General features: G+C 60.0%; 22 protein-coding genes and 1 riboswitch. Of the genes, 11 read left to right on the forward strand and 11 right to left on the reverse strand.

Features of this window, described 5'->3' with window-relative positions; translation table 11 throughout:
• The first annotated feature begins 34 nt into the window (after nucleotides 1-34).
• Entirely contained in the window at nucleotides 35-430 is a 396-nt protein-coding gene (locus F2P67_RS15590) for a DUF1090 domain-containing protein (protein WP_166221437.1), read from the forward strand.
• A gap of 68 nt (nucleotides 431-498) precedes the next feature.
• Here the strand turns inward: F2P67_RS15590 and F2P67_RS15595 are convergent, their stop codons facing one another.
• On the reverse strand, nucleotides 499-948 hold the full coding sequence (locus F2P67_RS15595; protein WP_166221439.1) for a c-type cytochrome: 450 nt from the start codon (nucleotides 946-948) through the stop codon (nucleotides 499-501).
• 128 nt (nucleotides 949-1,076) lie between these two features.
• On the opposite strand from F2P67_RS15595, the gene mltA reads away from it, so the two are divergent.
• A complete protein-coding gene (gene mltA, locus F2P67_RS15600; RefSeq protein WP_166221441.1) occupies nucleotides 1,077-2,255 on the forward strand; it encodes a murein transglycosylase A in 1,179 nt (392 codons plus the stop codon).
• Nucleotides 2,256-2,321: 66 nt separating this feature from the next.
• On the opposite strand, the gene F2P67_RS15605 is transcribed toward mltA, so the two are convergent.
• Nucleotides 2,322-2,705, reverse strand: coding sequence for an MAPEG family protein (locus F2P67_RS15605; protein ID WP_166221443.1), 384 nt, complete (start codon nucleotides 2,703-2,705; stop codon nucleotides 2,322-2,324).
• A 39-nt stretch (nucleotides 2,706-2,744) separates the two neighbouring features.
• Nucleotides 2,745-3,578, reverse strand: a complete 834-nt coding sequence (locus F2P67_RS15610) for an EamA family transporter (RefSeq protein ID WP_166221445.1) — start codon at nucleotides 3,576-3,578, stop codon at nucleotides 2,745-2,747.
• 213 nt (nucleotides 3,579-3,791) lie between these two features.
• Here F2P67_RS15610 and F2P67_RS15615 point away from each other — a divergent pair, with 213 nt between their 5' ends.
• Both F2P67_RS15615 and F2P67_RS15620 read left to right on the forward strand, forming a co-directional pair.
• A complete protein-coding gene (locus F2P67_RS15615; RefSeq protein ID WP_007959692.1) occupies nucleotides 3,792-4,961 on the forward strand; it encodes an MFS transporter in 1,170 nt (389 codons plus the stop codon).
• A 107-nt stretch (nucleotides 4,962-5,068) separates the two neighbouring features.
• Nucleotides 5,069-6,334 carry a cation:proton antiporter gene (locus F2P67_RS15620; protein WP_166221447.1) on the forward strand — a complete coding sequence of 422 codons (1,266 nt, stop codon included), beginning with the start codon at nucleotides 5,069-5,071 and terminating at the stop codon, nucleotides 6,332-6,334.
• Here F2P67_RS15620 and F2P67_RS15625 read toward each other — a convergent pair whose 3' ends face one another.
• A complete protein-coding gene (locus F2P67_RS15625) occupies nucleotides 6,335-7,222 on the reverse strand; it encodes a formate/nitrite transporter family protein (protein ID WP_166221449.1) in 888 nt (295 codons plus the stop codon).
• 112 nt (nucleotides 7,223-7,334) lie between these two features.
• A complete protein-coding gene (locus tag F2P67_RS15630) occupies nucleotides 7,335-7,742 on the reverse strand; it encodes an acyl-CoA thioesterase (protein WP_016984776.1) in 408 nt (135 codons plus the stop codon).
• A 197-nt stretch (nucleotides 7,743-7,939) separates the two neighbouring features.
• Nucleotides 7,940-8,038, forward strand: a riboswitch (S-adenosyl-L-homocysteine riboswitch).
• A gap of 23 nt (nucleotides 8,039-8,061) precedes the next feature.
• On the opposite strand from F2P67_RS15630, the gene ahcY reads away from it, so the two are divergent.
• The 4 genes from ahcY (at nucleotide 8,062) to rhlE2 (ending at nucleotide 13,604) form a co-directional block, all read left to right on the forward strand.
• A complete protein-coding gene (gene ahcY / locus F2P67_RS15635; RefSeq protein ID WP_166221451.1) occupies nucleotides 8,062-9,471 on the forward strand; it encodes an adenosylhomocysteinase in 1,410 nt (469 codons plus the stop codon).
• A gap of 186 nt (nucleotides 9,472-9,657) precedes the next feature.
• Complete coding sequence (metF, locus tag F2P67_RS15640; protein WP_166221453.1) at nucleotides 9,658-10,503, forward strand: methylenetetrahydrofolate reductase [NAD(P)H]; 846 nt, start codon at nucleotides 9,658-9,660, stop codon at nucleotides 10,501-10,503.
• 192 nt (nucleotides 10,504-10,695) lie between these two features.
• A complete protein-coding gene (locus F2P67_RS15645) occupies nucleotides 10,696-11,508 on the forward strand; it encodes a substrate-binding periplasmic protein (protein ID WP_166221455.1) in 813 nt (270 codons plus the stop codon).
• A 221-nt stretch (nucleotides 11,509-11,729) separates the two neighbouring features.
• Complete coding sequence (gene rhlE2, locus F2P67_RS15650; protein ID WP_166221457.1) at nucleotides 11,730-13,604, forward strand: RNA helicase RhlE2; 1,875 nt, start codon at nucleotides 11,730-11,732, stop codon at nucleotides 13,602-13,604.
• A gap of 175 nt (nucleotides 13,605-13,779) precedes the next feature.
• On the opposite strand, the gene F2P67_RS15655 is transcribed toward rhlE2, so the two are convergent.
• The 3 genes from F2P67_RS15655 to F2P67_RS15665 all read right to left on the reverse strand — a co-directional run bounded on the left by F2P67_RS15655 (nucleotide 13,780) and on the right by F2P67_RS15665 (nucleotide 16,961).
• Nucleotides 13,780-14,355: a YceI family protein gene (locus F2P67_RS15655; protein ID WP_166221459.1), complete on the reverse strand. Its 576-nt coding sequence runs from the start codon at nucleotides 14,353-14,355 to the stop codon at nucleotides 13,780-13,782.
• Between the two features lie 31 nt (nucleotides 14,356-14,386).
• The gene (locus tag F2P67_RS15660; RefSeq protein WP_166221461.1) at nucleotides 14,387-14,938 is read right to left on the reverse strand and encodes a cytochrome b; all 552 of its coding nucleotides are present in this window, start codon (nucleotides 14,936-14,938) and stop codon (nucleotides 14,387-14,389) included.
• A 247-nt stretch (nucleotides 14,939-15,185) separates the two neighbouring features.
• A complete protein-coding gene (locus tag F2P67_RS15665) occupies nucleotides 15,186-16,961 on the reverse strand; it encodes a flavin monoamine oxidase family protein (RefSeq protein ID WP_166221463.1) in 1,776 nt (591 codons plus the stop codon).
• A 223-nt stretch (nucleotides 16,962-17,184) separates the two neighbouring features.
• Here F2P67_RS15665 and F2P67_RS15670 point away from each other — a divergent pair, with 223 nt between their 5' ends.
• Both F2P67_RS15670 and F2P67_RS15675 read left to right on the forward strand, forming a co-directional pair.
• A complete protein-coding gene (locus F2P67_RS15670) occupies nucleotides 17,185-18,591 on the forward strand; it encodes an adenosylmethionine--8-amino-7-oxononanoate transaminase (RefSeq protein WP_166221465.1) in 1,407 nt (468 codons plus the stop codon).
• A 197-nt stretch (nucleotides 18,592-18,788) separates the two neighbouring features.
• Nucleotides 18,789-19,508, forward strand: a complete 720-nt coding sequence (locus F2P67_RS15675) for a 16S rRNA (uracil(1498)-N(3))-methyltransferase (RefSeq protein WP_166221467.1) — start codon at nucleotides 18,789-18,791, stop codon at nucleotides 19,506-19,508.
• 175 nt (nucleotides 19,509-19,683) lie between these two features.
• Here F2P67_RS15675 and trhA read toward each other — a convergent pair whose 3' ends face one another.
• Nucleotides 19,684-20,301 carry a PAQR family membrane homeostasis protein TrhA gene (trhA, locus tag F2P67_RS15680; RefSeq protein ID WP_025109169.1) on the reverse strand — a complete coding sequence of 206 codons (618 nt, stop codon included), beginning with the start codon at nucleotides 20,299-20,301 and terminating at the stop codon, nucleotides 19,684-19,686.
• A gap of 141 nt (nucleotides 20,302-20,442) precedes the next feature.
• Here trhA and F2P67_RS15685 point away from each other — a divergent pair, with 141 nt between their 5' ends.
• The gene (locus tag F2P67_RS15685; RefSeq protein WP_166221469.1) at nucleotides 20,443-21,363 is read left to right on the forward strand and encodes a LysR family transcriptional regulator; all 921 of its coding nucleotides are present in this window, start codon (nucleotides 20,443-20,445) and stop codon (nucleotides 21,361-21,363) included.
• 194 nt (nucleotides 21,364-21,557) lie between these two features.
• On the opposite strand, the gene madM is transcribed toward F2P67_RS15685, so the two are convergent.
• Both madM and madL read right to left on the reverse strand, forming a co-directional pair.
• Nucleotides 21,558-22,322, reverse strand: coding sequence for a malonate transporter subunit MadM (madM, locus tag F2P67_RS15690; RefSeq protein ID WP_038861195.1), 765 nt, complete (start codon nucleotides 22,320-22,322; stop codon nucleotides 21,558-21,560).
• Between the two features lie 5 nt (nucleotides 22,323-22,327).
• Nucleotides 22,328-22,720, reverse strand: a complete 393-nt coding sequence (gene madL / locus F2P67_RS15695) for a malonate transporter subunit MadL (RefSeq protein WP_025109166.1) — start codon at nucleotides 22,718-22,720, stop codon at nucleotides 22,328-22,330.
• Between the last annotated feature and the right edge of the window lie 10 nt (nucleotides 22,721-22,730).

Below are 22,730 nucleotides of genomic sequence, written 5' to 3' on the forward strand. Positions count from 1 at the left end.
GACCGACCCGATTGCCTTTGCACATGGAGCTTTTATGAAATTTCTTGCACCGCTCGCCATGCTCACCCTCTGCGGCATGATGGCTACGCCCGTAATGGCTGACGAAGATGCCCCGGGCCTGACCGGTTGCGCTGCCAAAAAGCAGGGCATCATCAATCAGATCGAACAGGCCAAATCCCGCGGCAACACCGATCAGCAGGCCGGCCTGCAAACGGCTCTGGATGAGGTGACGAAGAACTGCACCGACGCCGGTCTGAAGAAAGAACGCGAAAACAAAGTGCTTGAGGCCAAGCACGAAGTCAGCAAACGCCAGGCCGACCTCGACAAAGCCATGAAGAAGGGTGATCCGGAGAAGATCAACAAGCGCAAGGACAAACTCGCCGAATCGCGCAAGGAGCTGCAGGACGCGCTGGACGAAATCGACAAGTAATCAACCGCATTAAAAATGTGGCCGAACGAAGATCCCCTCGCCACAACGATAATCAACAGCCACAGGCATCAATGATCGCGAAATTGCTTATGGCAGGCGCTGCAGACATCTTCAACTTTCTGCACCGCAGGCCCAAGGTTACTGGCCTTGTACGGTTGAACCTGGCTGGCGATCACCAATTCACCGGTAGCTGCTTCAAGGGTACGGGCCATTTCCTGAAACTGTGCCTGCCTCTGCCAGACATCGTCCTTGGCGCTGGTGTGATCTTCTTCACGGACCTGCGGAAAATGCTTCCACGGCTCATGAGACAACGCATCGAGTTTGACCGCACCTTCAGCAAATTTCGGCCCGTCGAACGGAATGCGCCCACGCAGCATGCCGCCCAGATCTTCGCCGGTCTTGAGCATCTGCTTGAAAATCGCCTTGCGTTGCCCCAACGGAGAATTCGGGTCGACACCGCCACAGGCGGACAAGGTCAGACAGGCCAGCAATACAACAGCAATTCGTTTAAGAGTCATGGTGGCTTCAGGTCACGGAAATCGGCGGCCAGTATCCCCGCGTCACCGCCAAACACCAATAGCCCTATTAAAAATACGGGTTGTTCGAGCGCATGGAGCACTCGGACAACCGGCACAGGAATCACTCCATGAACAGCCGTTTCAAGGCCTGGCGTCACCCGTTGATCGCAACCCTGCCCCTGATGGCGATTCTCGCCGGCTGCACCGGTGGCGACAGCGCCAAGCCGAAAACCCATGCGCTGGCGACTTACTCCAGCGCGACCTGGGAAGCGCTGCCGGCGGTATCCGACAGCGATCTGGTTGCCGGCTTCGGCTCGTGGCGCAGCGCGTGCACCCGACTCAAGACCGATCCGGTCTGGGGCACAACCTGCGCGGCGGCGGCCAATGTGCCGCAAAGTGCCGGGGAGATTCGCGCCTTTCTGAAACAGAACCTTGACGTCTACGGCTTGCGCGCCGAGAACGACAACCCCAACGGGCTGATCACTGGTTATTACGAGCCGGTTTACCCCGGCAGCCTGACGCCCACCGATGTCGCCAACGTGCCGGTGTACGGCGTGCCTGAAGACATGATCATCGTGTCGCTGGACAGCATTTATCCCGAATTGAAGGGCAAGCGTCTGCGCGGTCGTCTTGAAGGTCGCGTGCTCAAGCCTTACGACGATGCGGCAACCATCGAATCCAAAGGCGTCAAAGCACCGGTGGTTGCCTACCTGACCGATCCGATGAACCTGCAATTCCTGCAGATCCAGGGTTCCGGGCGCATTCAGACCCAGGATGGCAAGCAATTGCGCATCGCCTACGCCGACCAGAACGGCCATCCATATCGCCCGATCGGCCGCTGGCTGGTCGAGCAAGGCGAGCTGAAGAAAGAAGACGTCACCATGAGCGCCATCAGCAACTGGGCCAAGGCCAACCCGGCGCGGATCCCGGAACTGCTCGGCAGCAACCCGAGCTATGTGTTTTTCACCCGCAACCCGGACAGCAACGAAGGCCCGCGCGGTTCGCTGAATGTACCGTTGACTGCCGGTTACAGCGCGGCGGTTGACCGCAAGGTGATTCCGTTGGGCAGCCTGTTGTGGCTGTCGACGACGCGCCCGGACGGTACGGCACTGGTTCGACCGGTCGCGGCGCAGGACACGGGCGGTGCCATTGCCGGTGAGGTTCGCGCAGATCTGTTCTGGGGCACGGGCGATGCAGCCGGGCAACTGGCCGGGGACATGAAACAGCAAGGGCAGATCTGGATGCTGTGGCCCAAAGGCGCGGCACTGCCGCAAGTGCCTCAGGTGGCCGACACGCAGAAGAAGTAACCCCGGCAGATAAGCGGCGGTAGTCAGATAGCCTGCTCGCGATGAGGCCATCACCAACACCGATAATCAGACAGACACAAAGAAGAACGCAGCAATCAGCCCCATCCCGACAAACCACACCAACGACCGCAGAATCGCCCAGTCCGCCAGGTAGCAGATGATGTACAGCAGGCGACTGGTGATAAACATCACCGCCAGCACATTCACCGTCACCAATTGTGCAGTGCCTACCAGATGCGCAACGATCACCGCAGCGGCAAACGCCGGCATCACCTCGAAACTGTTCAGTTGCGCCGCATGCGCTCGGCGAGCAACGCCGTTCAGGCTTTCCAGAAAATCCCGGGGATCATGGTTGTCGCTCAGTCGGTAGCCACCCACTGCCTTGGCCACACCTGTGCAGACATAGGGCAGGAAAATCGCGATCAACACGCACCACAGAGCTACCGTCATAAAGCCGTCCTTCTTCGAGTTGTAGGAAATTGCGGGCGCTCAGAACTTCATTACCAGCATGCCGATCAGCACCAGCCCACAGGCTAAGAGCCGCGGCCGGCCGAAAGGTTCTTTGAGGTAACGCATGCCGAACAGCACCACCAGAATCACGCTGATCTCGCGCAACGCCGCTGCTTCGGCAATCGAGCCCAACTGCATCGCCCATAACACCAGAGCGTAGCTGAACAACACACAAAACCCGACCGCCAGACCCAGCTTCCATTGCTCTCGCCAGAACACCAGAAACGCCGGGCGCTTGGCTACCCACGCCAGCAAAGGAAACGGCCAGGCACTGAGCAACGTGACCCAGACCAGGTAATCCAGCGGGTGCGACCAGCGCCGCAACGCCTGACCATCGATGTAGGTGTAACAACCGATGCACACGCCAATCAGCGCCACCACCGGCAGCATCGACCAAGGCAAATGCTTGCCGCCACCGCCCTGCCAGAGCAGGCAGGCCATGCCCAACGGAATCAGCATGATTCCGAAAACCTGCTGATGGGTAAGCACTTCGCCGGCAAAAATGAGGGTCAGCGCCAGCACCACCAGCGGTGACAGGCCGCGCATCAACGGATAGACCAGACCGAGATCGCCGACCCGATAAGCCTGAATCAGCAAGTAGCGGTACAGCAGTTCAAATGCAGCAGAGGCGAGAATCCACGGCCAGATTTCCAGCGGCGGCAAACTCACGAAGGGCAGCGCGAGGGCGACGAACAGCAACGCCACGGTGTCCATGCACGCCACCACCAGCAGCCGTTCGGCGCTGAATTTGATCAGGGTATTCCACGCCGCATGCAACAGCGCCGCGACCAACACCAGAGCTGTTGCCAGCACATTCCACTCCTTGTTTTTATTGTCGACTCAATTAGTCAGATTATTGATTCGCGATGTGTCAGCAGCTGTTTATACTGCAAGCGACCACGCCGCACTCAGTTGCGCACAGATAAATTCCAATAATGACTGCCTGCCCCGCTCTCTCACCGAGACCGGCCGTTGGCCTGCGTATGCCTGATCACAGCGTCAAGACTACCGACAGAGACCTTGCGCATGCCACTCGCCTTGCTTGCACTTGCTGTTGCCGCGTTCGGCATCGGCACCACTGAATTCGTCATCATGGGCCTGCTGCCCGACGTCGCCCGCGATCTCGCCGTGAGCATTCCCCACGCCGGACTGCTGATCACCGGTTACGCCCTTGGCGTGGTGTTCGGTGCGCCGATCCTCGCCATCGGCACCGCCAACATGCCGCGCAAGGCCACACTGTTGGGCATGACGTTAATGTTTATCCTCGGCAATGTGCTATGCGCATTGGCGCCGAATTACGCGACGCTGATGGCGGCGCGGGTGGTGACTGCGCTGTGTCATGGCGCGTTCTTCGGCATTGGCTCGGTGGTGGCTGCCGGACTGGTCGCACCGAACAAACGCGCGCAGGCGATTGCCATGATGTTCACCGGCCTGACCCTGGCCAACGTCCTTGGCGTGCCGTTGGGCACCGCACTGGGTCAGTACGCCGGTTGGCGTTCGACCTTCTGGGCTGTGTCGGTAATCGGCGTGATCGCCGCACTCGCGCAATGGCTGTGGTTGCCGAAACACATCCCGATGGACAAGGCCAACCTCGCCAGCGAGTTCAAGGTGCTGGGCAAGGTCAACGTGTTGCTGGCGCTGGGCATGAGCGTGCTGGCGTCGACCAGTCTGTTCAGCGTGTTCACCTACATCGCGCCGATCCTGCAGGACATCACCGGCGTCAGCCCCCACGGCGTGACCGTCATGCTGCTGTTGTTCGGCGTCGGCCTGACCGGTGGCAGCATGCTCGGCGGGCGCCTAGCGGATAGCCGCTTGCTGCCGTCGCTGGTCGGCGTCGCGCTGGCGGTGGTGGTGATTCTCGCGGCGTTCAGCCAGACCAGCCGCTCGGTGGTACCCGCTGCGATCACGCTGGTGCTGTGGGGTATTTTTGCTTTCGCGCTGTGCCCGATCCTGCAACTGCTGATCATCGATCAGGCCCATGAAGCACCGAATCTCGGTTCGACACTGAACCAGAGTGCGTTCAATCTCGGTAATGCCGCGGGTGCGTGGATCGGCGGGTTGGTAGTAGCCAGCGGCGCGGACCTGGCGGACCTGCCGTGGACCGGCGCACTGGTGGGCGTACTGACGGTGCTGACGGCGCTGTTTTTCATCTACCTGCAACGTCGGGGTGTCGCTGCGGTCAATGTGTCCGGCTGATTTTCCCGGGGGACACAATTGTGTCCCCACCCGGCGTCAGCCCATCCAACCTTTGCGTCCATGAACGGGCGCGCTGACTTTCCACTCCCCCATCCAAAGGACCCCGGATGCTTGAACTCGTTGCCGCCTTTATCTGCCTCACCACCCTCCTCACCTTCGTCAATTTCCGCTTCATCGGCCTGCCGCCCACCATCGGCGTGATGGTTACCGCACTGATGTTTTCCCTGTTGCTGCAAGGCCTGAGCCTGCTCGGCTACCCCGGCCTCGAAGAACGCGTGCAACAACTGATCGGCCAGATCGACTTCGGCGATCTGCTGATGAACTGGATGCTCTCGTTCTTGCTGTTCGCCGGCGCCTTGCATGTGAACCTGAACGACCTGCGCAGCTACCGCTGGCCCATCGGCCTGCTGGCGACCTTCGGCGTACTGATCGCCACCGCCGTGATCGGCAGCCTCGCCTATTACATTTTTGCCCTGTTCGGCTGGCACGTGAGCTTCCTCTACTGCCTGTTGTTCGGCGCACTGATTTCCCCGACCGACCCGATCGCGGTACTCGGCGTCCTGCGTACCGCCAATGCCTCGAAACCGTTGAAAACCACCATCGTCGGCGAGTCGCTGTTCAACGACGGCACCGCGGTCGTGGTATTCACCGTGTTGCTGGGCATTGCCCAACTCGGCGAAACCCCGACTATCAGTGCCACGGCCATGCTGTTCGTTCACGAAGCCATGGGCGGCGTGCTGTTTGGCGGGCTGATCGGCTATCTGGTTTACCGGATGATCAAAAGCGTCGAGCAGCATCAGATCACCGTGATGCTGACCCTGGCGCTGGTGATTGGCGGATCGGCGATGGCCACCGAGCTTCACGTTTCAGCACCGATTGCGATGGTGGTGGCCGGGCTGATCATCGGCAACCTCGGTCGCAACCTGGCGATGAACGACATGACCCGCAAATACCTCGACGGTTTCTGGGAGTTGCTCGACGACATGCTCAACGCCCTGCTGTTCGCGCTGATCGGCATGGAACTGTTGCTGCTGCCGTTCAACTGGCTGCACGTGGCGGCGGCAAGTCTGCTGGCGCTGGCGATACTGCTGTCGCGCTTGCTCACCGTGGCCCCCGCCATCGTCTTGCTGCGTCGCTGGCGCACGGTGCCGCGCGGCACGATCCGGATCCTGACCTGGGGTGGTTTGCGCGGTGGTGTTTCGGTGGCTCTGGCCCTGGCCCTGCCGCTGGGCCCGGAGCGTGATCTGCTGCTGAGCATCACTTACATCGTGGTGCTGTCGTCGATTCTGTTGCAGGGCCTGACCATCGGCAAACTGGTCAAGCATGCGACTCGCGACGAGCCGGCCAACGTGGCCGAGCCTGCACACCACTGATCATTTTTTGATCTGCTGCGAATCAGGTTTATCAGCCTGATCCGCAGACTCTTTCGGCGCGCCGCTTTCGCTGCGGATCTGCGCATGACTGATCAGGGCGAAGATGAAACTGCCGCCGATGATGTTCCCCGCCAACGTCGGCCCGGCAAACACCGCCCAGAAATCACTCCACGGCAACTCGCCGGCAAACACCAGATACGACACTTCCGCCGACCCGACCACGATGTGCGTGAAGTCGCCCAGCGCCATGAGGTAGGTGATGAGGATGATGATCCACATCTTCGCGCTCTCCATGGACGGAATCATCCAGACCATGGTGGCGATCATCCATCCCGAAACAATGCCTTTGGCGAACATCTGGCTCGCATGGTTTTCCATGACCTTACGACCGATTTCGAGGAAGGCTGCGTCGGTCTTGCTGTCGAAGATCGGCAGCTCGAGCATCACGTAAGCCACCAGAATGGTGCCGCACAGATTGCCGAACAGCACCACGCCCCACAACCGGATCAACCGGCCGAAATTGCGGATAGTCGGTTTGGTCATGACCGGCAGAACTGCCGTCAGGGTGTTTTCAGTGAACAGTTGCTGGCGCGCAAGAATTACCGCAAGGAAACCCGCGCAGTAGCCGAAACTGGCAATCACCTTGAATTCATCGCCCTCGGGCAACCGGGAATTGAGCAACCCCATGCCCATCAGCGACAGGCCCATGGTCAGCCCCGCCGCGAGCGCAGACCACCACAACGCAGCGATACTGCGCTCCAGCTCCTGATCGCCTTGAGTACGGATGATTTCATGCAGGACTGCCGCACGAGGCGGCTGGTTTTTCTCGACTTCGTGCTGCTCTTTGGCCGAGAGGTCGGGGGTCTTGCCGTCTGTTGGCGTGGTCATGGCGTGGGAACCGTGGGGGGCTTTTAGCTACGACCCCCACGGTTCAAGGCTGTTCAGTGCCCAGATGAATCTTCAGTGACTTTGAAACTGCTATCGCGAGCAGGCTCAGAGGTCACTTGGTAACTAATTCATCTTCCTGAAACTGGTCTTTCACATATTTGATTTCAGTCCGCCCGTGCGGCGCCGGCAAACCGTCTTCACCCAGATTCACGAAAACCATTTTCTCGACCGTGAGAATGCTCTTGCGAGTGATCTTGTTGCGCACTTCGCAGGTCAGGGTAATCGATGTGCGGCCGAACTCGGTGGCGGTGATGCCAAGTTCAATGATGTCGCCCTGGCGCGAGGCGCTGACGAAGTTGATCTCGGAAATGTACTTGGTCACCACGCGCTGGTTGCCCAGTTGGACGATGGCGTAGATCGCGGCTTCTTCGTCGATCCAGCGCAGCAGGCTGCCGCCGAACAGAGTGCCGTTGGGGTTGAGGTCTTCGGGTTTTACCCATTTGCGGGTGTGGAAATTCATGTTCACTCCTGAGCGTTTGCCGAAAGATGGGCGCCATCTTGGCAGACTGATCGGTCATGCTCCATGAGGCTTCTACTATGGTCGCGATTGGCGATCTTCATTTGGCCGACAGAAACCCTTTGGAAGATCAGTCTAGACGGCTATAATCGCCCCCGTTTCAAAACGGTAACGTTCACTTGATACCGTTTTCCCGCCACCTGTCCGAGGGGCGCTGCAGCAGGTTCAACCTGTCAGGCTCGGATGGGGCGTTGACCGGCTCAGGCCGGACACTAAACGCACAACGGCGCCCATTCGCATACATTACGAATGGAGGCTCTTCATGAGCGCTGTTATCACGCCTGCAGATTTTAACGATTACAAAGTTGCCGACATGTCCCTGGCTGCATGGGGCCGTCGCGAAACCATCATCGCCGAATCGGAAATGCCGGCCCTGATGGGTCTGCGTCGCAAATACTCCGGCGAACAGCCGCTGAAAGGCGCAAAAATCCTCGGCTGCATCCACATGACCATTCAGACCGCCGTGCTGATCGAGACCCTGGTTGCCCTGGGTGCCGAAGTTCGCTGGTCGTCCTGCAACATTTTCTCGACTCAGGATCAGGCTGCTGCCGCTATCGCCGCTGCCGGCATCCCGGTTTTCGCATGGAAAGGCGAGACTGAAGAGGAGTACGAGTGGTGCCTGGAGCAGACCATCCTGAAAGATGGCCAGCCATGGGACGCCAACATGATCCTCGACGACGGCGGCGACCTGACCCAGCTGCTGCACGACAAGTACCCACAGGTTCTGGATCGCGTTCACGGCGTGACCGAAGAAACCACCACCGGCGTACACCGTCTGCTGGACATGCTGGCCAAGGGCGAACTGCGCATCCCGGCCATCAACGTCAACGACTCGGTGACCAAGTCCAAGAACGACAACAAGTACGGCTGCCGTCACAGCCTGAACGACGCCATCAAGCGCGGTACCGACCACCTGCTGTCCGGCAAGCAAGCGCTGGTCATCGGTTACGGTGACGTGGGCAAGGGCTCGGCCCAGTCCCTGCGTCAGGAAGGCATGATCGTTAAAGTGTCCGAAGTCGACCCGATCTGCGCCATGCAAGCCTGCATGGACGGTTTCGAACTGGTTTCGCCGTTCATCGACGGTATCAATGACGGCACCGAAGCGAGCATCGACAAAGCGCTGCTGGGCAAGATCGACCTGATCGTGACCACCACCGGTAACGTCAACGTTTGCGACGCAAACATGCTCAAAGCCCTGAAGAAGCGCGCTGTTGTCTGCAACATCGGTCACTTCGACAACGAAATCGACACCGCTTTCATGCGCAAGAACTGGGCATGGGAAGAAGTGAAGCCACAGGTACACAAGATCCACCGTACCGGCCCGGGCGCTTTCGACGCGCAGAACGACGACTACCTGATCCTGCTGGCCGAAGGCCGTCTGGTGAACCTGGGCAACGCTACCGGTCACCCAAGCCGCATCATGGACGGTTCGTTCGCCAACCAGGTTCTGGCGCAGATCTTCCTGTTCGGCCAGAAGTACGCCGACCTGTCGCCAGCCCAGAAAGCCGAGCGTCTGACCGTTGAAGTACTGCCGAAGAAACTCGACGAAGAAGTAGCCCTGGAAATGGTTCGCGGCTTCGGCGGTGTGGTCACCCAACTGACCAAGCAACAGGCTGACTACATCGGCGTGACCGTCGAAGGCCCGTTCAAGCCGCACGCTTACCGCTACTAAGTCGAGAGCAGCTGCGAGCTTCAAGCGGCAAGCAAGGTCAAAAGCCGAGCTTGCCGTGCGAAGCCCGAGGCTCTGCCCCTATTTGTCAAAACAGTGTCAGGCCGCAAGCTTCAGGCACAAGAGACCAGCGCACCTCCGCTGCTCTTGCAGCTTGAAGCTTGCAGCTTGTAGCTGGAGGTCCCCTCCATGTCCCAAGACCGTCGCTACAGCTTCGAGTTCTTCCCGACCAAGACCGATGCTGGGCATGAAAAACTGCTCGCCACTGCCCGTCAGCTGGCCACCTACAACCCTGATTTCTTTTCCTGCACCTACGGCGCTGGCGGTTCGACCCGTGATCGCACCCTCAACACCGTTCTGCAACTGGAAAGCGAAATCAAAGTGCCGGCCGCACCGCATCTGTCGTGCGTCGGCGACAGCAAGGACGACCTGCGCGGCCTGCTGAACGAGTACAAGGCTGCCGGCATCAAGCGTATCGTTGCCCTGCGTGGCGACCTGCCGTCGGGCATGGGCATAACCAGCGGCGAGCTGCGTCACGCCAACGAACTGGTTGAATTCATTCGTGAAGAAACCGGCGATCATTTCCACATCGAAGTCGCCGCTTACCCGGAGATGCATCCGCAAGCGCGCAACTACGAAGACGATCTCGCCAACTTCGTGCGCAAGGCCCGCGCCGGCGCCGACAGCGCAATCACCCAGTACTTTTTCAACGCCGACAGTTACTTCTACTTTGTCGACCGCTTGCAGGCACAGGGTGTGGATCTGCCGATCGTGCCGGGGATCATGCCGATCACCAACTACAGCAAGCTCGCGCGCTTCTCCGATGCCTGCGGTGCGGAAATTCCGCGCTGGATCCGCAAGCAACTGGAAGCCTACGGCGATGATGCTCCAAGCATTCAGCGCTTTGGCGAGCAAGTCGTCAGCGAAATGTGCGAACGCCTGTTGGCGGGTGGTGCACCGGGGCTGCACTTCTATTCCATGAATCAGGCCGAACCTAGCCTGGCGATCTGGAATAACCTGAAGTTGCCGCGCTGAAACCGCTGCGAACCTCAAGCTGAGAGCTACAAGAAAGAACAAACGATCGCAGCCTTCGGCAGCGCTTACACAGGGTGATTAATACCAATGTAAGCACTCCCGCCGTTGCGATCTTTTGCTTTTAAAGGCCCGAAACAGAGCTTGTGCAGCCACTTTCTGGCTCTTTCCCGTTTCTCGTCGTAATCTCAAGCCATGCCTCTGATCACGCAGTTATTCGCCGTGCTGGTTTTTGCTTGCCTGAGCTTCGCCGCTCGGGGCGAGAAACTGCGTATTGTCACCGAGCCGTGGGCGCCTTACGTCTATGAAGAGGGCGGCAAAAACCTCGGCCTCGACTACGAAACCACTGCCATTGTGTTCAAGCGTCTGGGCATTGAAGTCGAGTGGCAGTTCCTGCCGTGGAAGCGCTGCCTGTCGATGCTCGAAACCGGTCAGGCCGACGGGGCGCTGGATATCTTCCACAGCGACGAGCGCGATGCCACCCTGCTCTACCCCATCGAACCGCTGTCGGACGTCGAGTTCGTGATGTTCTACGCCAACGACCGGCCGCACCCCTTCAGCAAACTCGAAGAGCTCAAAGGCCTGACCATCGGCACTTCGCCGGGTTATCTGTACAGCCCCGACTTTCGCGAATCGACCCTGTTTACCCGTGAACCGGCGCCCACCCATGAAGCCAACTTCGGCAAACTGGTGCGCGGGCGTATCGACCTGCTGATCACCGATCGCCGTGTTGGTCAGCATTTGCTCGATCAGTTGAATATCCGCGATCAGATTACCGAAAATCCTACCGTTATCAGCCGTCAGAGCCAGTTTCTCGCGGTTCGGCGCAATGCCGGCATGGATTTGCTGGTGCAGCGCTTCGGTGCAGAGCTCAAGCGATTCAAGCGCGAACCGGCCTACGCCGAGCTGAGTGCACGCTATGGCGCAGCGCCCGATGCAGCCGCGCCGCTGGGCAATGCCTCGGCCAGCAGCAAAACCGTTGAGCAGCAGGAAAGCAGCGCGCAGTGATTGCTCTGTTATACTCCGGCGTTCCCGCCAGGCTCACGCCCGGACGCCCGGAACCGTAACAGGCCTCTCGACCCGCTACAGCGCAGCTTTCAGCCCGCGCGAGCGCTCCTGACGTGCCTTCGGAACCGCAGCAGGACCGGACGGGATTGCGTCCTCTTAAACGTGATTCGCGCCAGGCAAGACTCCCATTGGGCCAAGCCCTAACTAAAACAGGATTACTCATGTCCTTTGCTTCCCTCGGTCTCTCCGAGGCTTTAGTCCGCGCCATCGAAGATGCGGGCTATACCGAGCCTACTCCGGTGCAACAGCGGGCCATTCCCGCCGTGTTGCAAGGTCGCGACCTGATGGTGGCGGCTCAGACAGGTACCGGTAAAACCGGCGGTTTCGCCCTTCCGATCCTGGAACGGTTGTTCCCTAACGGTCATCCGGACAAATCCCAGCGTCACGGCCCGCGCCAACCGCGCGTACTGGTCCTGACGCCGACCCGCGAACTCGCGGCCCAGGTTCACGAGAGCTTCAAGATCTACGCCCGTGACCTGAAATTCGTCAGCGCCTGCATCTTCGGCGGTGTCGGCATGAACCCGCAGGTTCAGGCCATGTCCCGTGGCGTCGACGTCCTCGTTGCCTGCCCGGGTCGCCTGCTCGACCTCGCCGGCCAGGGCAGCGTCGATCTGTCCCACGTTGAAATCCTCGTCCTCGACGAAGCCGACCGCATGCTCGACATGGGCTTCGTCCATGACGTGAAGAAAGTCCTCGCACGTCTGCCGGCCAAGCGTCAGAACCTGCTGTTCTCGGCGACCTTCTCCAAAGACATCACCGACCTCGCCGGCAAGCTGCTGCACAACCCGGAACGCATCGAAGTAACGCCGCCGAACACCACGGTCGAGCGCATCGAGCAACGCGTCTTCCGTCTGCCGGCCAGCCACAAGCGTGCACTGCTGGCTCACCTGATCACCGCCGGCGCGTGGGAACAGGTACTGGTGTTCACCCGCACCAAGCACGGCGCCAACCGTCTGGCCGAATACCTGGACAAACACGGCCTGCCGGCTGTGGCGATTCACGGTAACAAGAGCCAGAACGCGCGCACCAAAGCGCTGGCCGACTTCAAGGCCAACCAGGTGCGCATCCTGGTGGCCACCGACATCGCCGCCCGCGGCCTGGACATCGACCAGTTGCCACACGTGGTCAACTTCGAACTGCCGAACGTCGATGAAGACTACGTGCACCGTATCGGCCGTACGGGCCGTGCCGGTCGTTCGGGCGAGGCGATTTCGCTGGTGGCCCCGGACGAAGAAAAACTGCTGAAAAGCATCGAACGCATGACCAAGCAGAAAATCGCCGACGGCGACCTGATGGGTTTCGATGCCAGCACGATTGAAGCCGAGAAACCGGAAGTGCGTGAGCGTCCGGACATGCGCAACCCGCGCAATCCTCGCGGCCCACGCGGTGACGGCCCGAATGGCGGCGGCGGTGGCGGCGGTCGTAAAGACAAAGGCAAGGACAAGGGCAAGGAAAAACCTGCCGGCGAACGTGGCGAGCGCCCTGCCCGCCAGCAGAAACCGCGCGAAGGCACTCCGGCCCGTGAACAACGTCCGAGCCAACCTCCCCGGGCAGCGGCTGATCGTGCCCCGGACGAGTTCCTTGACGACGATATCGATAACTTCGGTAACCGCGTTGATTACGTGCCGAAAGCCAATCCTGCCGGCGGCCGTGGCCGTCGTCCAGGCGCACCGGCCCAGGGCGCAGGCGCAGGTTCCGGCGCACCACGCGGCGGTCAGTCGCAAGGTCGCCAGAACGGCCCGCGCAACAGCAACGGCTCGAGCACCGGCACACCACCGGCCAAACGCAGCGGCCCGCGCAATGGCGCGCCACGTGACGGCCAGGGTCGTCGTGACGAGTCCTCGTCGCGCAACCGCCGTCCTGCCCGCGACGATCAGCAACGCGCTGAACCAGCCGTGCAGAACCCGCGCAGCAACGGGCCGAAGATCATGCACAAGGAGTCCAAGGCCGACCGCTTCCCGACCCCTGAGCAGCTCGATCAACTGCCGACCCGTCCGCGTGGCGAGAAACCAGCCTTGCTGACCCGCAATCGCTGATTCAACGCGGCAATAAAAAATGCCCCGACTCGAAAGAGCCGGGGCATTTTTTATGCTCCAGCCAAACCTCACTTTGGAATCGAACCCTGTGGCGAGGGGATTTAAGGAAGGTACAAGGCAATAAAAAACGCCCCTGGCCTTTCGACCGGGGGCGTTTTTGTGTGGCAGACGAAAGTTACTTAACTTTCACGCCTTCCAGCGAGATGTCCAGATCCGCAGTTTGCGAGGTAGGACCTGGGCCTTTGATCCCGAAATCATTCAGGTTAAGGGTGGTGGTGGCGTTGAAGCCAGCACGCTCGCCGCCCCACGGATCCTTGCCTTCGCCGTTGAACGTAGCCTTGAAGGTTACTGGCTTGGTCACGCCGTGCAGGGTCAGGTCGCCAGTCACGTCAGCAGTCTTTTCGCCGGTCGATTTAACGCCGGTGGAGACGAATTTGGCATCAGCAAACTTGCCTACGTCGAGGAAATCTTTGCTGGCGATGTGCTTGTCACGTTCAGCGTGGTTCGACCACAGGCTGGCGGTTTTCACATCAACAGCGATCTTGCTGGCTTCCGGCTTGGCCGAATCCCACGAGAACGTACCGTCGAAATCCTTGAAAGTACCGTGAATGAAGCTGTAACCCAGGTGGCTGATTTTCCAGTCAACGAAGGCGTGCTGACCTTCCTTGTCGATTTTGTAGTCCGCTGCCATGGCTTGGGCCGAGAGCAGCGCAGAACCGATTGCCAGAGCGGCCAGAGTCTTTTTCAACATGCTTTCTTTTCCTTTGAGTCGAGGTTGAACTTCAGGCTTTGCGACCGAGCATTCGCGTCAGGGTCGCATCACGATCGATAAAGTGGTGCTTCAATGCTGCCAACGCATGGAGGCCGGAAAAAATTACCAGCGCCCACGCCAGCCAGAGATGAATCACCCCAGCGGTATCTGCCTGATCCGGTAGTCCGGAGACCAGTGCAGGAACTTCAAACAGGCCAAAAACCGGGATCCCGACACCGTCTGCGGTGGAAATCAGGTAACCGGCAATCATCACAGCAAACAGCGCGAGGTACAGAAACCCGTGACCGAATTTGGCGCCGATACGGGTCATGCGGCTGTAGCTTTGCAGCGTCGGCGGCGGTGGGCTGATAAAGCGCCACAGCACCCGCAACACCATCACACCCAACAGCACCAGACCGATGCTCTTGTGCAGGTCCGGCGCGTCTTTGCGCCAGGTGCTGTAGTAATCCAGCCCGACCATCCACAGACCCAGCGCAAACAGTCCGAAAACCACCAGCGCCACGCCCCAGTGCATGAAGATGCTGACCCAACCGTAGCGCGAAGAAGAATTACGTAGCTGCATTGCCCAAATCCTGTGAGAACTGCGAACCAAGACTAGCGAGTTATCTATCGAATTAAAGCGGAAAATTTCGCTTTGAAATATCGAGAAATACGATCAAGAGTCTTGAACAGGGGAGTTAAGGAAAGATTAAAGGCGAAAGTGTGGCGGGATGTTAGTTGGCTGCTCGCAGATTCCACTGACCGGACCGACTGACAGGCAATAAAAAAGCGCGGCATGAAAGCCGCGCTTTTTCATTCACCGCAAAGCCTTACTGGGCTTTGGTATCGGTCGTTGCTGCCGGAGCCGGTTTGGTCGCTGGTTTCTTCGCCGGTTCAGCCTTTTTCGCTGCCGGTTTTGCCGCGGTTTTTTTCGCTTCGGTTTTAGCCGCAGGCTTCTTCGCCGCAGGCTTGGCCGCCGCTTTCTTCGCCGGTTCAGCTTTCACCGGGGTCGCTGGCTTCGGTGCTTCCACCGGGGCTGGCGCAGGAGCCGGGGTTGGCGCAGGCGCTGGAGCGACCGGAGCCGGAGCCGGCTCAGGAGCCTTCACAGGCTCTGGCTTCTTGTCGTCATCCGAACCGCCAAACAGGTTGCTGAAGAAGTTGCCCTTCTTCGCTGCCACGGCACCCGCCGCGCCTGCCGCTGCGGCGGCCGGAACCACTTTAGCCGGTTCAAACGACTTGCCTGCCGCCAGGTCTTCAACCTGGCTGGCCGCACGCTGACCGGTGCGCAACGCGCCTTCCAGTGTGCCCGGGTACAAGGTGTCGGTGTGTTCGCCGGCGAACGCTACGCGTTGCAGTGGACGTTCCCAAAGGCGCCAGAACTTGCTGATCTGGCCCGGGCCGAAGGCCAGGTACGCGCCGCCCATCGACGGGTCGGTGCTGTAGCGACGGATTTCATAGCCGGTGAACGAGCCACGGGCCTGTGGATAGAAGGCGTGCAGACGAATCAGCACCTGATCGACCATCTGCTTGTCACCGAACGCCTGCATCACGCGGGCGTTGTCGCCGGACAGGTTGATCACCACGTTGGCGCCACCCTTCAGGGCCGGTTCGATCCAGAGCATGCCCAGACCTGCGTTGCTGTAGATCTCGCCGGACATGCGCGCCTTGCTTTCCCACACCGGCGTCTTGAACTTCAGCATGATCTGGTCGCGCCAGCCATAGTTGGTGCCCTTGATCGCGGCCAGGTGCTGGGCGTCCAGCGCCGGGGTCAGGGCAATCTTGTTCAGCGCACGCAGCGGCACGGCCAGCACGACGTAGTCAGCCTGGTAGCCAACGCTGCCGACCTTGACGGTCACGCCGTCCTTGTCCTGAGTGATGGCCGACACCGGCGAGTTGGTCTTGATGGTCTTGATCTGCTTGACGAACGCCTGCGCCAGCACCTGGCTGCCGCCAACCAGACGCGAAGCGCGCAGGTCACGGTCGGAGATGCCGCGATACACACGGTTCTGCTGGGCGAAGTACAGCAGCGACAGACGCGAAGGTTCGTCGTAGTGGGTGCGGATGTCCTGGTTGATCAACTGACGCGCGGTCGCCGGCAGGTTCTGCTTGTCGAGCCAGCTCGACACGTTGATCTGATCCAGTGCGTGCAGAGTGGCGGTCGCCGCCGGGTTCTGCGGATCGTCGATCGAACGCGCCAGATCATCGAGGGTTTTCTGGTAGCGCTTCAGGGCATCGGCAGTCGCCGGTTGCTTGGTCGCCAGATCGGCGGCGGAGAAATACTCGCCATCGATCAGATAACCTGGCGTGCGCACGAATTCCGGGGCTGGCGTGGTGCCCAGCTTGAACGTCGAGACGTACTTGTTCAGCACCGGCTGCGTCTTGTCGTTGCCGATCCACTCGCTGGTGGCCATGCCGGAGCGACCGCCCAGGCTCGGTTTGGCTTCCAGCAGCGTGACCTGCCAGCCCTTGTTTTGCAGTTCGTAAGCGGCGGTCAGGCCCGACAGGCCGCCACCGATCACGATTGCGGTTTTATCCTTGGCCAGCGCCGTAACGCTGAACAGCCCCAACATCACCAGCGCACAGGCGCGCAGCCAACCGACAGACATTCAGCGAACTCCGGAAAAACACGTAGGAAAAAGCGATTTTGCGGGTCAGACGACCCAAAGAACCGCGAAGAATACGTCAGCCATCAAAACGCCGCCAGCGACGTCTATCGGCCCATACAAAGTAGCTCAATCGACACAATGGGTTGTTCCGACGCGACGCATTGCATAGGCTTGCGCGATTGTTTGCCCGCGCCTGACGCGAGCCGCCTCGAGGAGACTGTAAATGGGCCTGAATAACCAGTGGATGCAACGCGACCTCGCGGTGTTGTGGCATCCCTGCACCCAGATGAAAGACCACGAACAGCTGCCGCTGATCCCGATCAAGCGCGGCGAAGGCGTCTGGCTCGAAGACTTCGAAGGCAAGCGCTACCTCGACGCGGTCAGTTCCTGGTGGGTCAACGTGTTCGGCCACGCCAATCCACGCATCAATCAGCGCATCAAGGATCAGGTCGATCAACTGGAACACGTGATTCTCGCCGGTTTCAGCCATCAGCCGGTCATCGAGCTGTCCGAGCGTCTGGTGAAGATGACGCCGGAAGGCCTGAATCGGGTGTTCTACGCCGATAACGGTTCGTCCTGCATCGAAGTCGCGCTGAAAATGAGCTTTCACTACTGGCTCAATCGCGGCCAGCCTGCGAAGAAGCGCTTTGTCACCCTGACCAACAGCTACCACGGCGAAACCATGGCGGCGATGGCGGTTGGCGACGTGCCGCTGTTCACCGAAACCTACAAAGCCCTGCTGATGGACACCATTAAGGTGCCAAGCCCGGATTGCTACGGACGCCCGCAAGGCATGAGCTGGGAAGAACACTCGCGCAACATGTTCGCGGCCATGGAACAGACCTTGGCCGAGAATCATGACAGTGTCGCGGCAGTGATCGTCGAACCGCTGATTCAAGGCGCCGGCGGCATGCGCATGTACCACCCGGTGTACCTCAAACTGCTGCGCGAAGCCTGCGACCGATACGGCGTGCATTTGATCCTCGACGAGATCGCCGTCGGCTTCGGTCGCACCGGGACGATGTTCGCCTGCGAACAGGCCGGCATCCGCCCGGACTTCCTCTGCCTGTCCAAGGCTCTGACCGGCGGCTATCTGCCGTTGGCAGCGTGCCTGACCACCGACGAGGTCTACAGCGCGTTCTACGACGACTATCCAACCCTGCGCGCCTTCCTCCACTCGCACAGCTACACCGGCAATCCGCTGGCCTGTGCGGCAGCGCTGGCGACGCTGGATATTTTCGAGCAGGACAACGTCATCGAGAACAACAAGGCGTTGGCTCAGCGCATGGCCTCGGCGACGGCGCATCTGGTCGATCACCCGAACGTCTCCGAAGTGCGTCAGACCGGCATGGTGCTGGCCATCGAGATGGTCAAGGATAAAGCCACGAAAGAGGCCTACCCCTGGCAGGAACGTCGTGGTTTGAAGGTGTTCCAGCATGCGTTGGAGCGTGGCGCGTTGCTGCGTCCGCTGGGCAGCGTGGTGTATTTCCTGCCGCCGTACGTGATCACCCCGGAGCAGATCGACTTCCTCGCCGAAGTCGCCAGCGAAGGCATCGACATTGCTACGCGTGACAGCGTCAGCGTGGCCGTGCCGAAGGATTTCCACCCGGGCTTCCGTGATCCAGGCTAAACCTTCACAAGCCCCCTGTGGCGAGGGGATTTATCCCCGTTCGGCTGCGCAGCAGTCGTGAAATCAGCACACGCGGTACTCCTGACTCACCGCGTGAGCAGATTTTGGGGCGGCTTCGCCACCCAACGGGGATAAATCCCCTCGCCACAAAAGCTCTGCACCACAGCGACTATGAGCCATTTTTTTAGAGACCCGAAATGAGACTGTCCCGCTTCTTTATCGACGCCCCCCTGAGCACTGGCGAACACGAATTGCCGGAGGCCCAGGCGCATTACATCAGCCGCGTGCTGCGCATGGCCGAGGGCGATGCGGTGCAGATGTTCGACGGTTCCGGCCATGAGTTTCGCGGTTCGCTGGTGGAGGTCGGCAAAAAACGCGTGGTCGTACAGATCGACGAGCAATTTGCCGGGCAGGTCGAATCGCCGCTGCAGATCCATCTCGGCCAAGGCCTGTCCCGTGGCGAGCGAATGGACTGGGCGATCCAGAAAGCCACCGAGCTTGGCGTAAATGAAATCACCCCGATCTTCAGCGAACGCTGCGAAGTGCGGCTCAAGGACGAACGCGCCGACAAACGTCTGCTGCATTGGCGTCAGGTGGCGATCAGCGCGTGCGAACAGTGTGGGCGTTCACAGGTGCCGGTGATTCATCCTCCGGTGATGCTGGCCGACTGGATCAAACAGACCCAAGCCGATTTGAAACTGGTGCTGCATCCGGTGGCAGAGCCATTGGTCAGCCATGCCAAACCTTCAAGCCTGGCTTTCCTCATCGGCCCGGAGGGCGGGTTGTCCGACGCCGAAGTCGAGCAGGCCAAAGGCAACGGCTTCCACGCCGCTCGTCTTGGCCCACGGGTGTTGCGCACCGAGACAGCACCGGTGGTCGCATTGGCCGTGGCCCAGCAACTTTGGGGTGACTTCTAAGGCCTCTTCGCGAGCAAGCCCGCTCCCACAGCAGATCTCGGGTGTACAAAAAACTTGTGTTCGCTGGAATTCCACTGTGGGAGGGGGCTTGCTCCCGAATGCGGTATGTCATTCAACAAGGATGTTGGCTGACCTGACGCCTTCGGGAGCAAGCCCCCTCCCACCGAAATCGCATTCACAGGACGTAGAAAAGAATCGCCACAAAGTGCAGCAGGCTCCCGGCAATCACGAACAGGTGCCAGATTCCGTGCGCATGCCGCAACCGGTGATCCAGAGCAAAAAAGATGATCCCCACGGTGTACAACACACCGCCCGACGCCAGCCAGGCAAAACCCGTCGTTCCCAACGCTGCGATCAGCGGCTTGACCGCCACCAGCACGATCCAGCCCATCACCGCGTAAATCACGATCGACAGGATCCGCGCCTCGGAGCGCGGCTTGATCTCTTGCAAAATGCCGATCAGCGCCAGCCCCCAGACAATCCCGAACAGCGTCCAGCCCCACGGCCCGCGCAGGGTCACCAGACAGAACGGCGTGTAGCTGCCGGCAATCAACAGGTAGATCGAAAAGTGATCGACCTTCTTCATGATTGCTTTTTTACGCCCGCGCACGCTGTGGTAAACGGTCGATGCGCTGTAAAGCACCAGCAGCGTGAATGCGTAAATTGCCACACTGACAATCTTCCACGGACTGCCGTCGAGGCTGGCGATCACCAGCATCCACACGCCGCCGATAAATGCCGCCACCGCCCCGACCAGATGCGTCCAGGCGTTGAGTCTTTCCCCGTGATACATGTGTCGCTCACCTCAAAATTCGTACCGCAACGCGCAAGGCTCGGGCCTTGAGCGTAAAAGCGCAATGTTTCCGTTCAACACGAGCCTGCGCGCGTCGTGGTAATTGGGCACAATCGGCCGATACCAAAAAGAGTCCGCGCCATGCTGATCGACGAAGAATTGACCCTGAAAAAACTCGAGGTGTTCCTCGCTTTCATGCGCACCGGCAATCTCGCCCGCGCTGCTGCCGAGCTGCAAACCAGCAACGTCAGCGTGCACCGCGCGATTCACTCCCTGGAAAGCGCACTGCGCTGCCCGCTGTTCAAACACGAAGGACGCAACCTGACGCCGCTGGAAAGCGCTTATGTGCTGGAAGAGCGCGCGCAGAAGCTGATCAACGATGTTGTCGAAAGCGTACGCCTGACCCGCGAAGCCGCTGGTTTTTCTGCCGAACGCTTCAAGCTCGGCTCGCTGTATTCGCTGACGGTGAAGACCGTGCCGCAACTGATCATGGGCCTGAAGATCCGCCGCAGTGAACTCAACATCGACCTGATTCTCGGCTCAAACATCGACCTGCTCTACAAGCTGAAAAACATGGAAGTCGACGCGATTCTGGTGTCGCTGGACGACAGCATCAACGACCCGGACTGCGAGCAGATCCCGCTGTTCTCCGATGACATCTTCCTCGCCACGCCGGCAGATTCAAAGTTTGCCCAGCGCAGTGAAGTGGATTTGGCTGAGGTGCGCGATGAAACGTTCATCACATTGACCCAGGGTTTTGCCACCCATCAGGACGGTAATCGGGTGTTCAAGCAGGCGGGGTTCGAGCCGAAAGTGGCGATGCAGGTGAATGACATCTTCACGCTGCTGAGCATGGTCAGCTCCGGGGTCGGTTATGCGTTGCTGCCGGGGAGGATTGCGGCGGTGTACGAGAACCGCGTGAAGCTGATTCCGTTGCAGGAGAAGTATCGGTTGCAGCAGCACATTGGGGTGGTGTTTTTGAAGGCTAAAGAGCGGGATCCGAATTTGTTGGCGTTGCTGGCGGAGTGTCGGATGTACGCCAATCGACAGGTCGGGGTTTAGATCAAGATCAAGAGCTACCCCCTCACCCCAGCCCTCTCCCCCAAGGGGGCGAGGGGGAAAGGGAGCAGATCTCCACGGGTTTCAAGGCCTGAGTTCGACTCACGACTTTCAGGTCGATGTATAACGCCAAAACACCTCGGTCAGTCCCCTCTCCCCCCGGGAGAGGGCTAGGGTGAGGGCAGCTTTTTTTGCAGCTACCCCATCAACCCGCGCATCGCCAGGAACAACAGCGAAGGCCCGAGCAAGCACCCAAGTGCGGTATAGAACGCTGCCGTCAGACACCCATAAGGCACCAGCTTCGGATCGGTCGCCGCCAACCCGCCGGCCACGCCGCTGGAGGTGCCCATCAACCCGCCGAAAATCACCGCACTGCGCGGGTTGTTCAGGCCGATCATCGGCGCCACGAACGGCGTCATCACCATCACCAGAATCGCTTTGATCAGCCCGGCGGCAATCGACAGCGCCATCACCTCGGAACTCGCGCCAATCGCCGCCCCTGTCACCGGGCCGACGATGTAAGTCACCGCCCCCGCGCCGATGGTGGTCAGGCTCACCGCGTCGGTATAACCGAAGGCCATTGCCACGCCGACCCCGGCGACAAACGACGTGCCCACACCGACAAACAATGCCAGCACCCCGACAAACCCGGCGCGCTTCAACTCATCGACACTGACACCGAACGCCGTGGCGACAATCGCGAAATCGCGCAACATCGCGCCACCGAGCAGTCCGATGCCCGACAGCAGCGGAATATCCACCACGCCTTTCTGCCCGCCGGTCAGCGCACCGCCGACATACGACAGCACCAGTCCCAGCAAAATGGCGATGGCCGAGCCGTGCAAACGGCCTTTGGTGAAGGTGTTGGACATCCAGTAGGACACCCACATGGTCAGGCCGACAATCAGGAAACCGCTGATCAAACCGTAGCCGGTGATGACTTTCATCATGGATTCGTACATGGCGCTCACCCCGCAGTCTTGGCAGGAGTGATCGGCGCCGGTTCCTTGTTACCGAGGCGCACCAGCACTGGCACCAAGGCAAAGGCGATGACCACCGCAAGCGTTCCCGCGAGAATCGCCATTGGCCCGCCCTTCAGCGCGCCGTAAACGTTTTGCTGCGCCGCCATGGCGACCACGATCGGAATGTAAATCGCACTCCAGAACTCGACGCCCTGCTCGGTCTTGCCTTTAAGCCAGCCGCTTTTATTCAGGTAACTGCCCAGCCCGATCAACAGCAGCATCGCAATGCCGACGCCGCCGACGTTGGCCGGCACACCGATCAACTTGCCAAGCAGTTCACCGACCCAGATACCCACCAGCGTGCAAAAGGCGAGAAACGCCACACCGTAAATAATCATTGTTGTAGTC

It is taken from the genome of Pseudomonas atagonensis (assembly GCF_011369485.1).
Lineage (GTDB): Bacteria > Pseudomonadota > Gammaproteobacteria > Pseudomonadales > Pseudomonadaceae > Aquipseudomonas > Aquipseudomonas atagonensis.

Coding starts and splice junctions, on each gene's coding strand:
- F2P67_RS15655 (WP_166221459.1), bottom strand. CDS start 14,355: ATGTTGAAAAAGACTCTGGCCGCTCTGGCAATCGGTTCTGCGCTGCTC.
- F2P67_RS15630 (WP_016984776.1), bottom strand. CDS start 7,742: ATGAATTTCCACACCCGCAAATGGGTAAAACCCGAAGACCTCAACCCC.
- F2P67_RS15645 (WP_166221455.1), top strand. CDS start 10,696: ATGCCTCTGATCACGCAGTTATTCGCCGTGCTGGTTTTTGCTTGCCTG.
- F2P67_RS15670 (WP_166221465.1), top strand. CDS start 17,185: ATGGGCCTGAATAACCAGTGGATGCAACGCGACCTCGCGGTGTTGTGG.
- F2P67_RS15660 (WP_166221461.1), bottom strand. CDS start 14,938: ATGCAGCTACGTAATTCTTCTTCGCGCTACGGTTGGGTCAGCATCTTC.
- trhA (WP_025109169.1), bottom strand. CDS start 20,301: ATGTATCACGGGGAAAGACTCAACGCCTGGACGCATCTGGTCGGGGCG.
- F2P67_RS15620 (WP_166221447.1), top strand. CDS start 5,069: ATGCTTGAACTCGTTGCCGCCTTTATCTGCCTCACCACCCTCCTCACC.
- ahcY (WP_166221451.1), top strand. CDS start 8,062: ATGAGCGCTGTTATCACGCCTGCAGATTTTAACGATTACAAAGTTGCC.
- F2P67_RS15595 (WP_166221439.1), bottom strand. CDS start 948: ATGACTCTTAAACGAATTGCTGTTGTATTGCTGGCCTGTCTGACCTTG.
- metF (WP_166221453.1), top strand. CDS start 9,658: ATGTCCCAAGACCGTCGCTACAGCTTCGAGTTCTTCCCGACCAAGACC.
- F2P67_RS15605 (WP_166221443.1), bottom strand. CDS start 2,705: ATGACGGTAGCTCTGTGGTGCGTGTTGATCGCGATTTTCCTGCCCTAT.
- F2P67_RS15675 (WP_166221467.1), top strand. CDS start 18,789: ATGAGACTGTCCCGCTTCTTTATCGACGCCCCCCTGAGCACTGGCGAA.
- rhlE2 (WP_166221457.1), top strand. CDS start 11,730: ATGTCCTTTGCTTCCCTCGGTCTCTCCGAGGCTTTAGTCCGCGCCATC.
- madL (WP_025109166.1), bottom strand. CDS start 22,720: ATGATTATTTACGGTGTGGCGTTTCTCGCCTTTTGCACGCTGGTGGGT.
- F2P67_RS15665 (WP_166221463.1), bottom strand. CDS start 16,961: ATGTCTGTCGGTTGGCTGCGCGCCTGTGCGCTGGTGATGTTGGGGCTG.
- F2P67_RS15590 (WP_166221437.1), top strand. CDS start 35: ATGAAATTTCTTGCACCGCTCGCCATGCTCACCCTCTGCGGCATGATG.
- F2P67_RS15615 (WP_007959692.1), top strand. CDS start 3,792: ATGCCACTCGCCTTGCTTGCACTTGCTGTTGCCGCGTTCGGCATCGGC.
- F2P67_RS15625 (WP_166221449.1), bottom strand. CDS start 7,222: ATGACCACGCCAACAGACGGCAAGACCCCCGACCTCTCGGCCAAAGAG.
- mltA (WP_166221441.1), top strand. CDS start 1,077: ATGAACAGCCGTTTCAAGGCCTGGCGTCACCCGTTGATCGCAACCCTG.
- madM (WP_038861195.1), bottom strand. CDS start 22,322: ATGTACGAATCCATGATGAAAGTCATCACCGGCTACGGTTTGATCAGC.
- F2P67_RS15685 (WP_166221469.1), top strand. CDS start 20,443: ATGCTGATCGACGAAGAATTGACCCTGAAAAAACTCGAGGTGTTCCTC.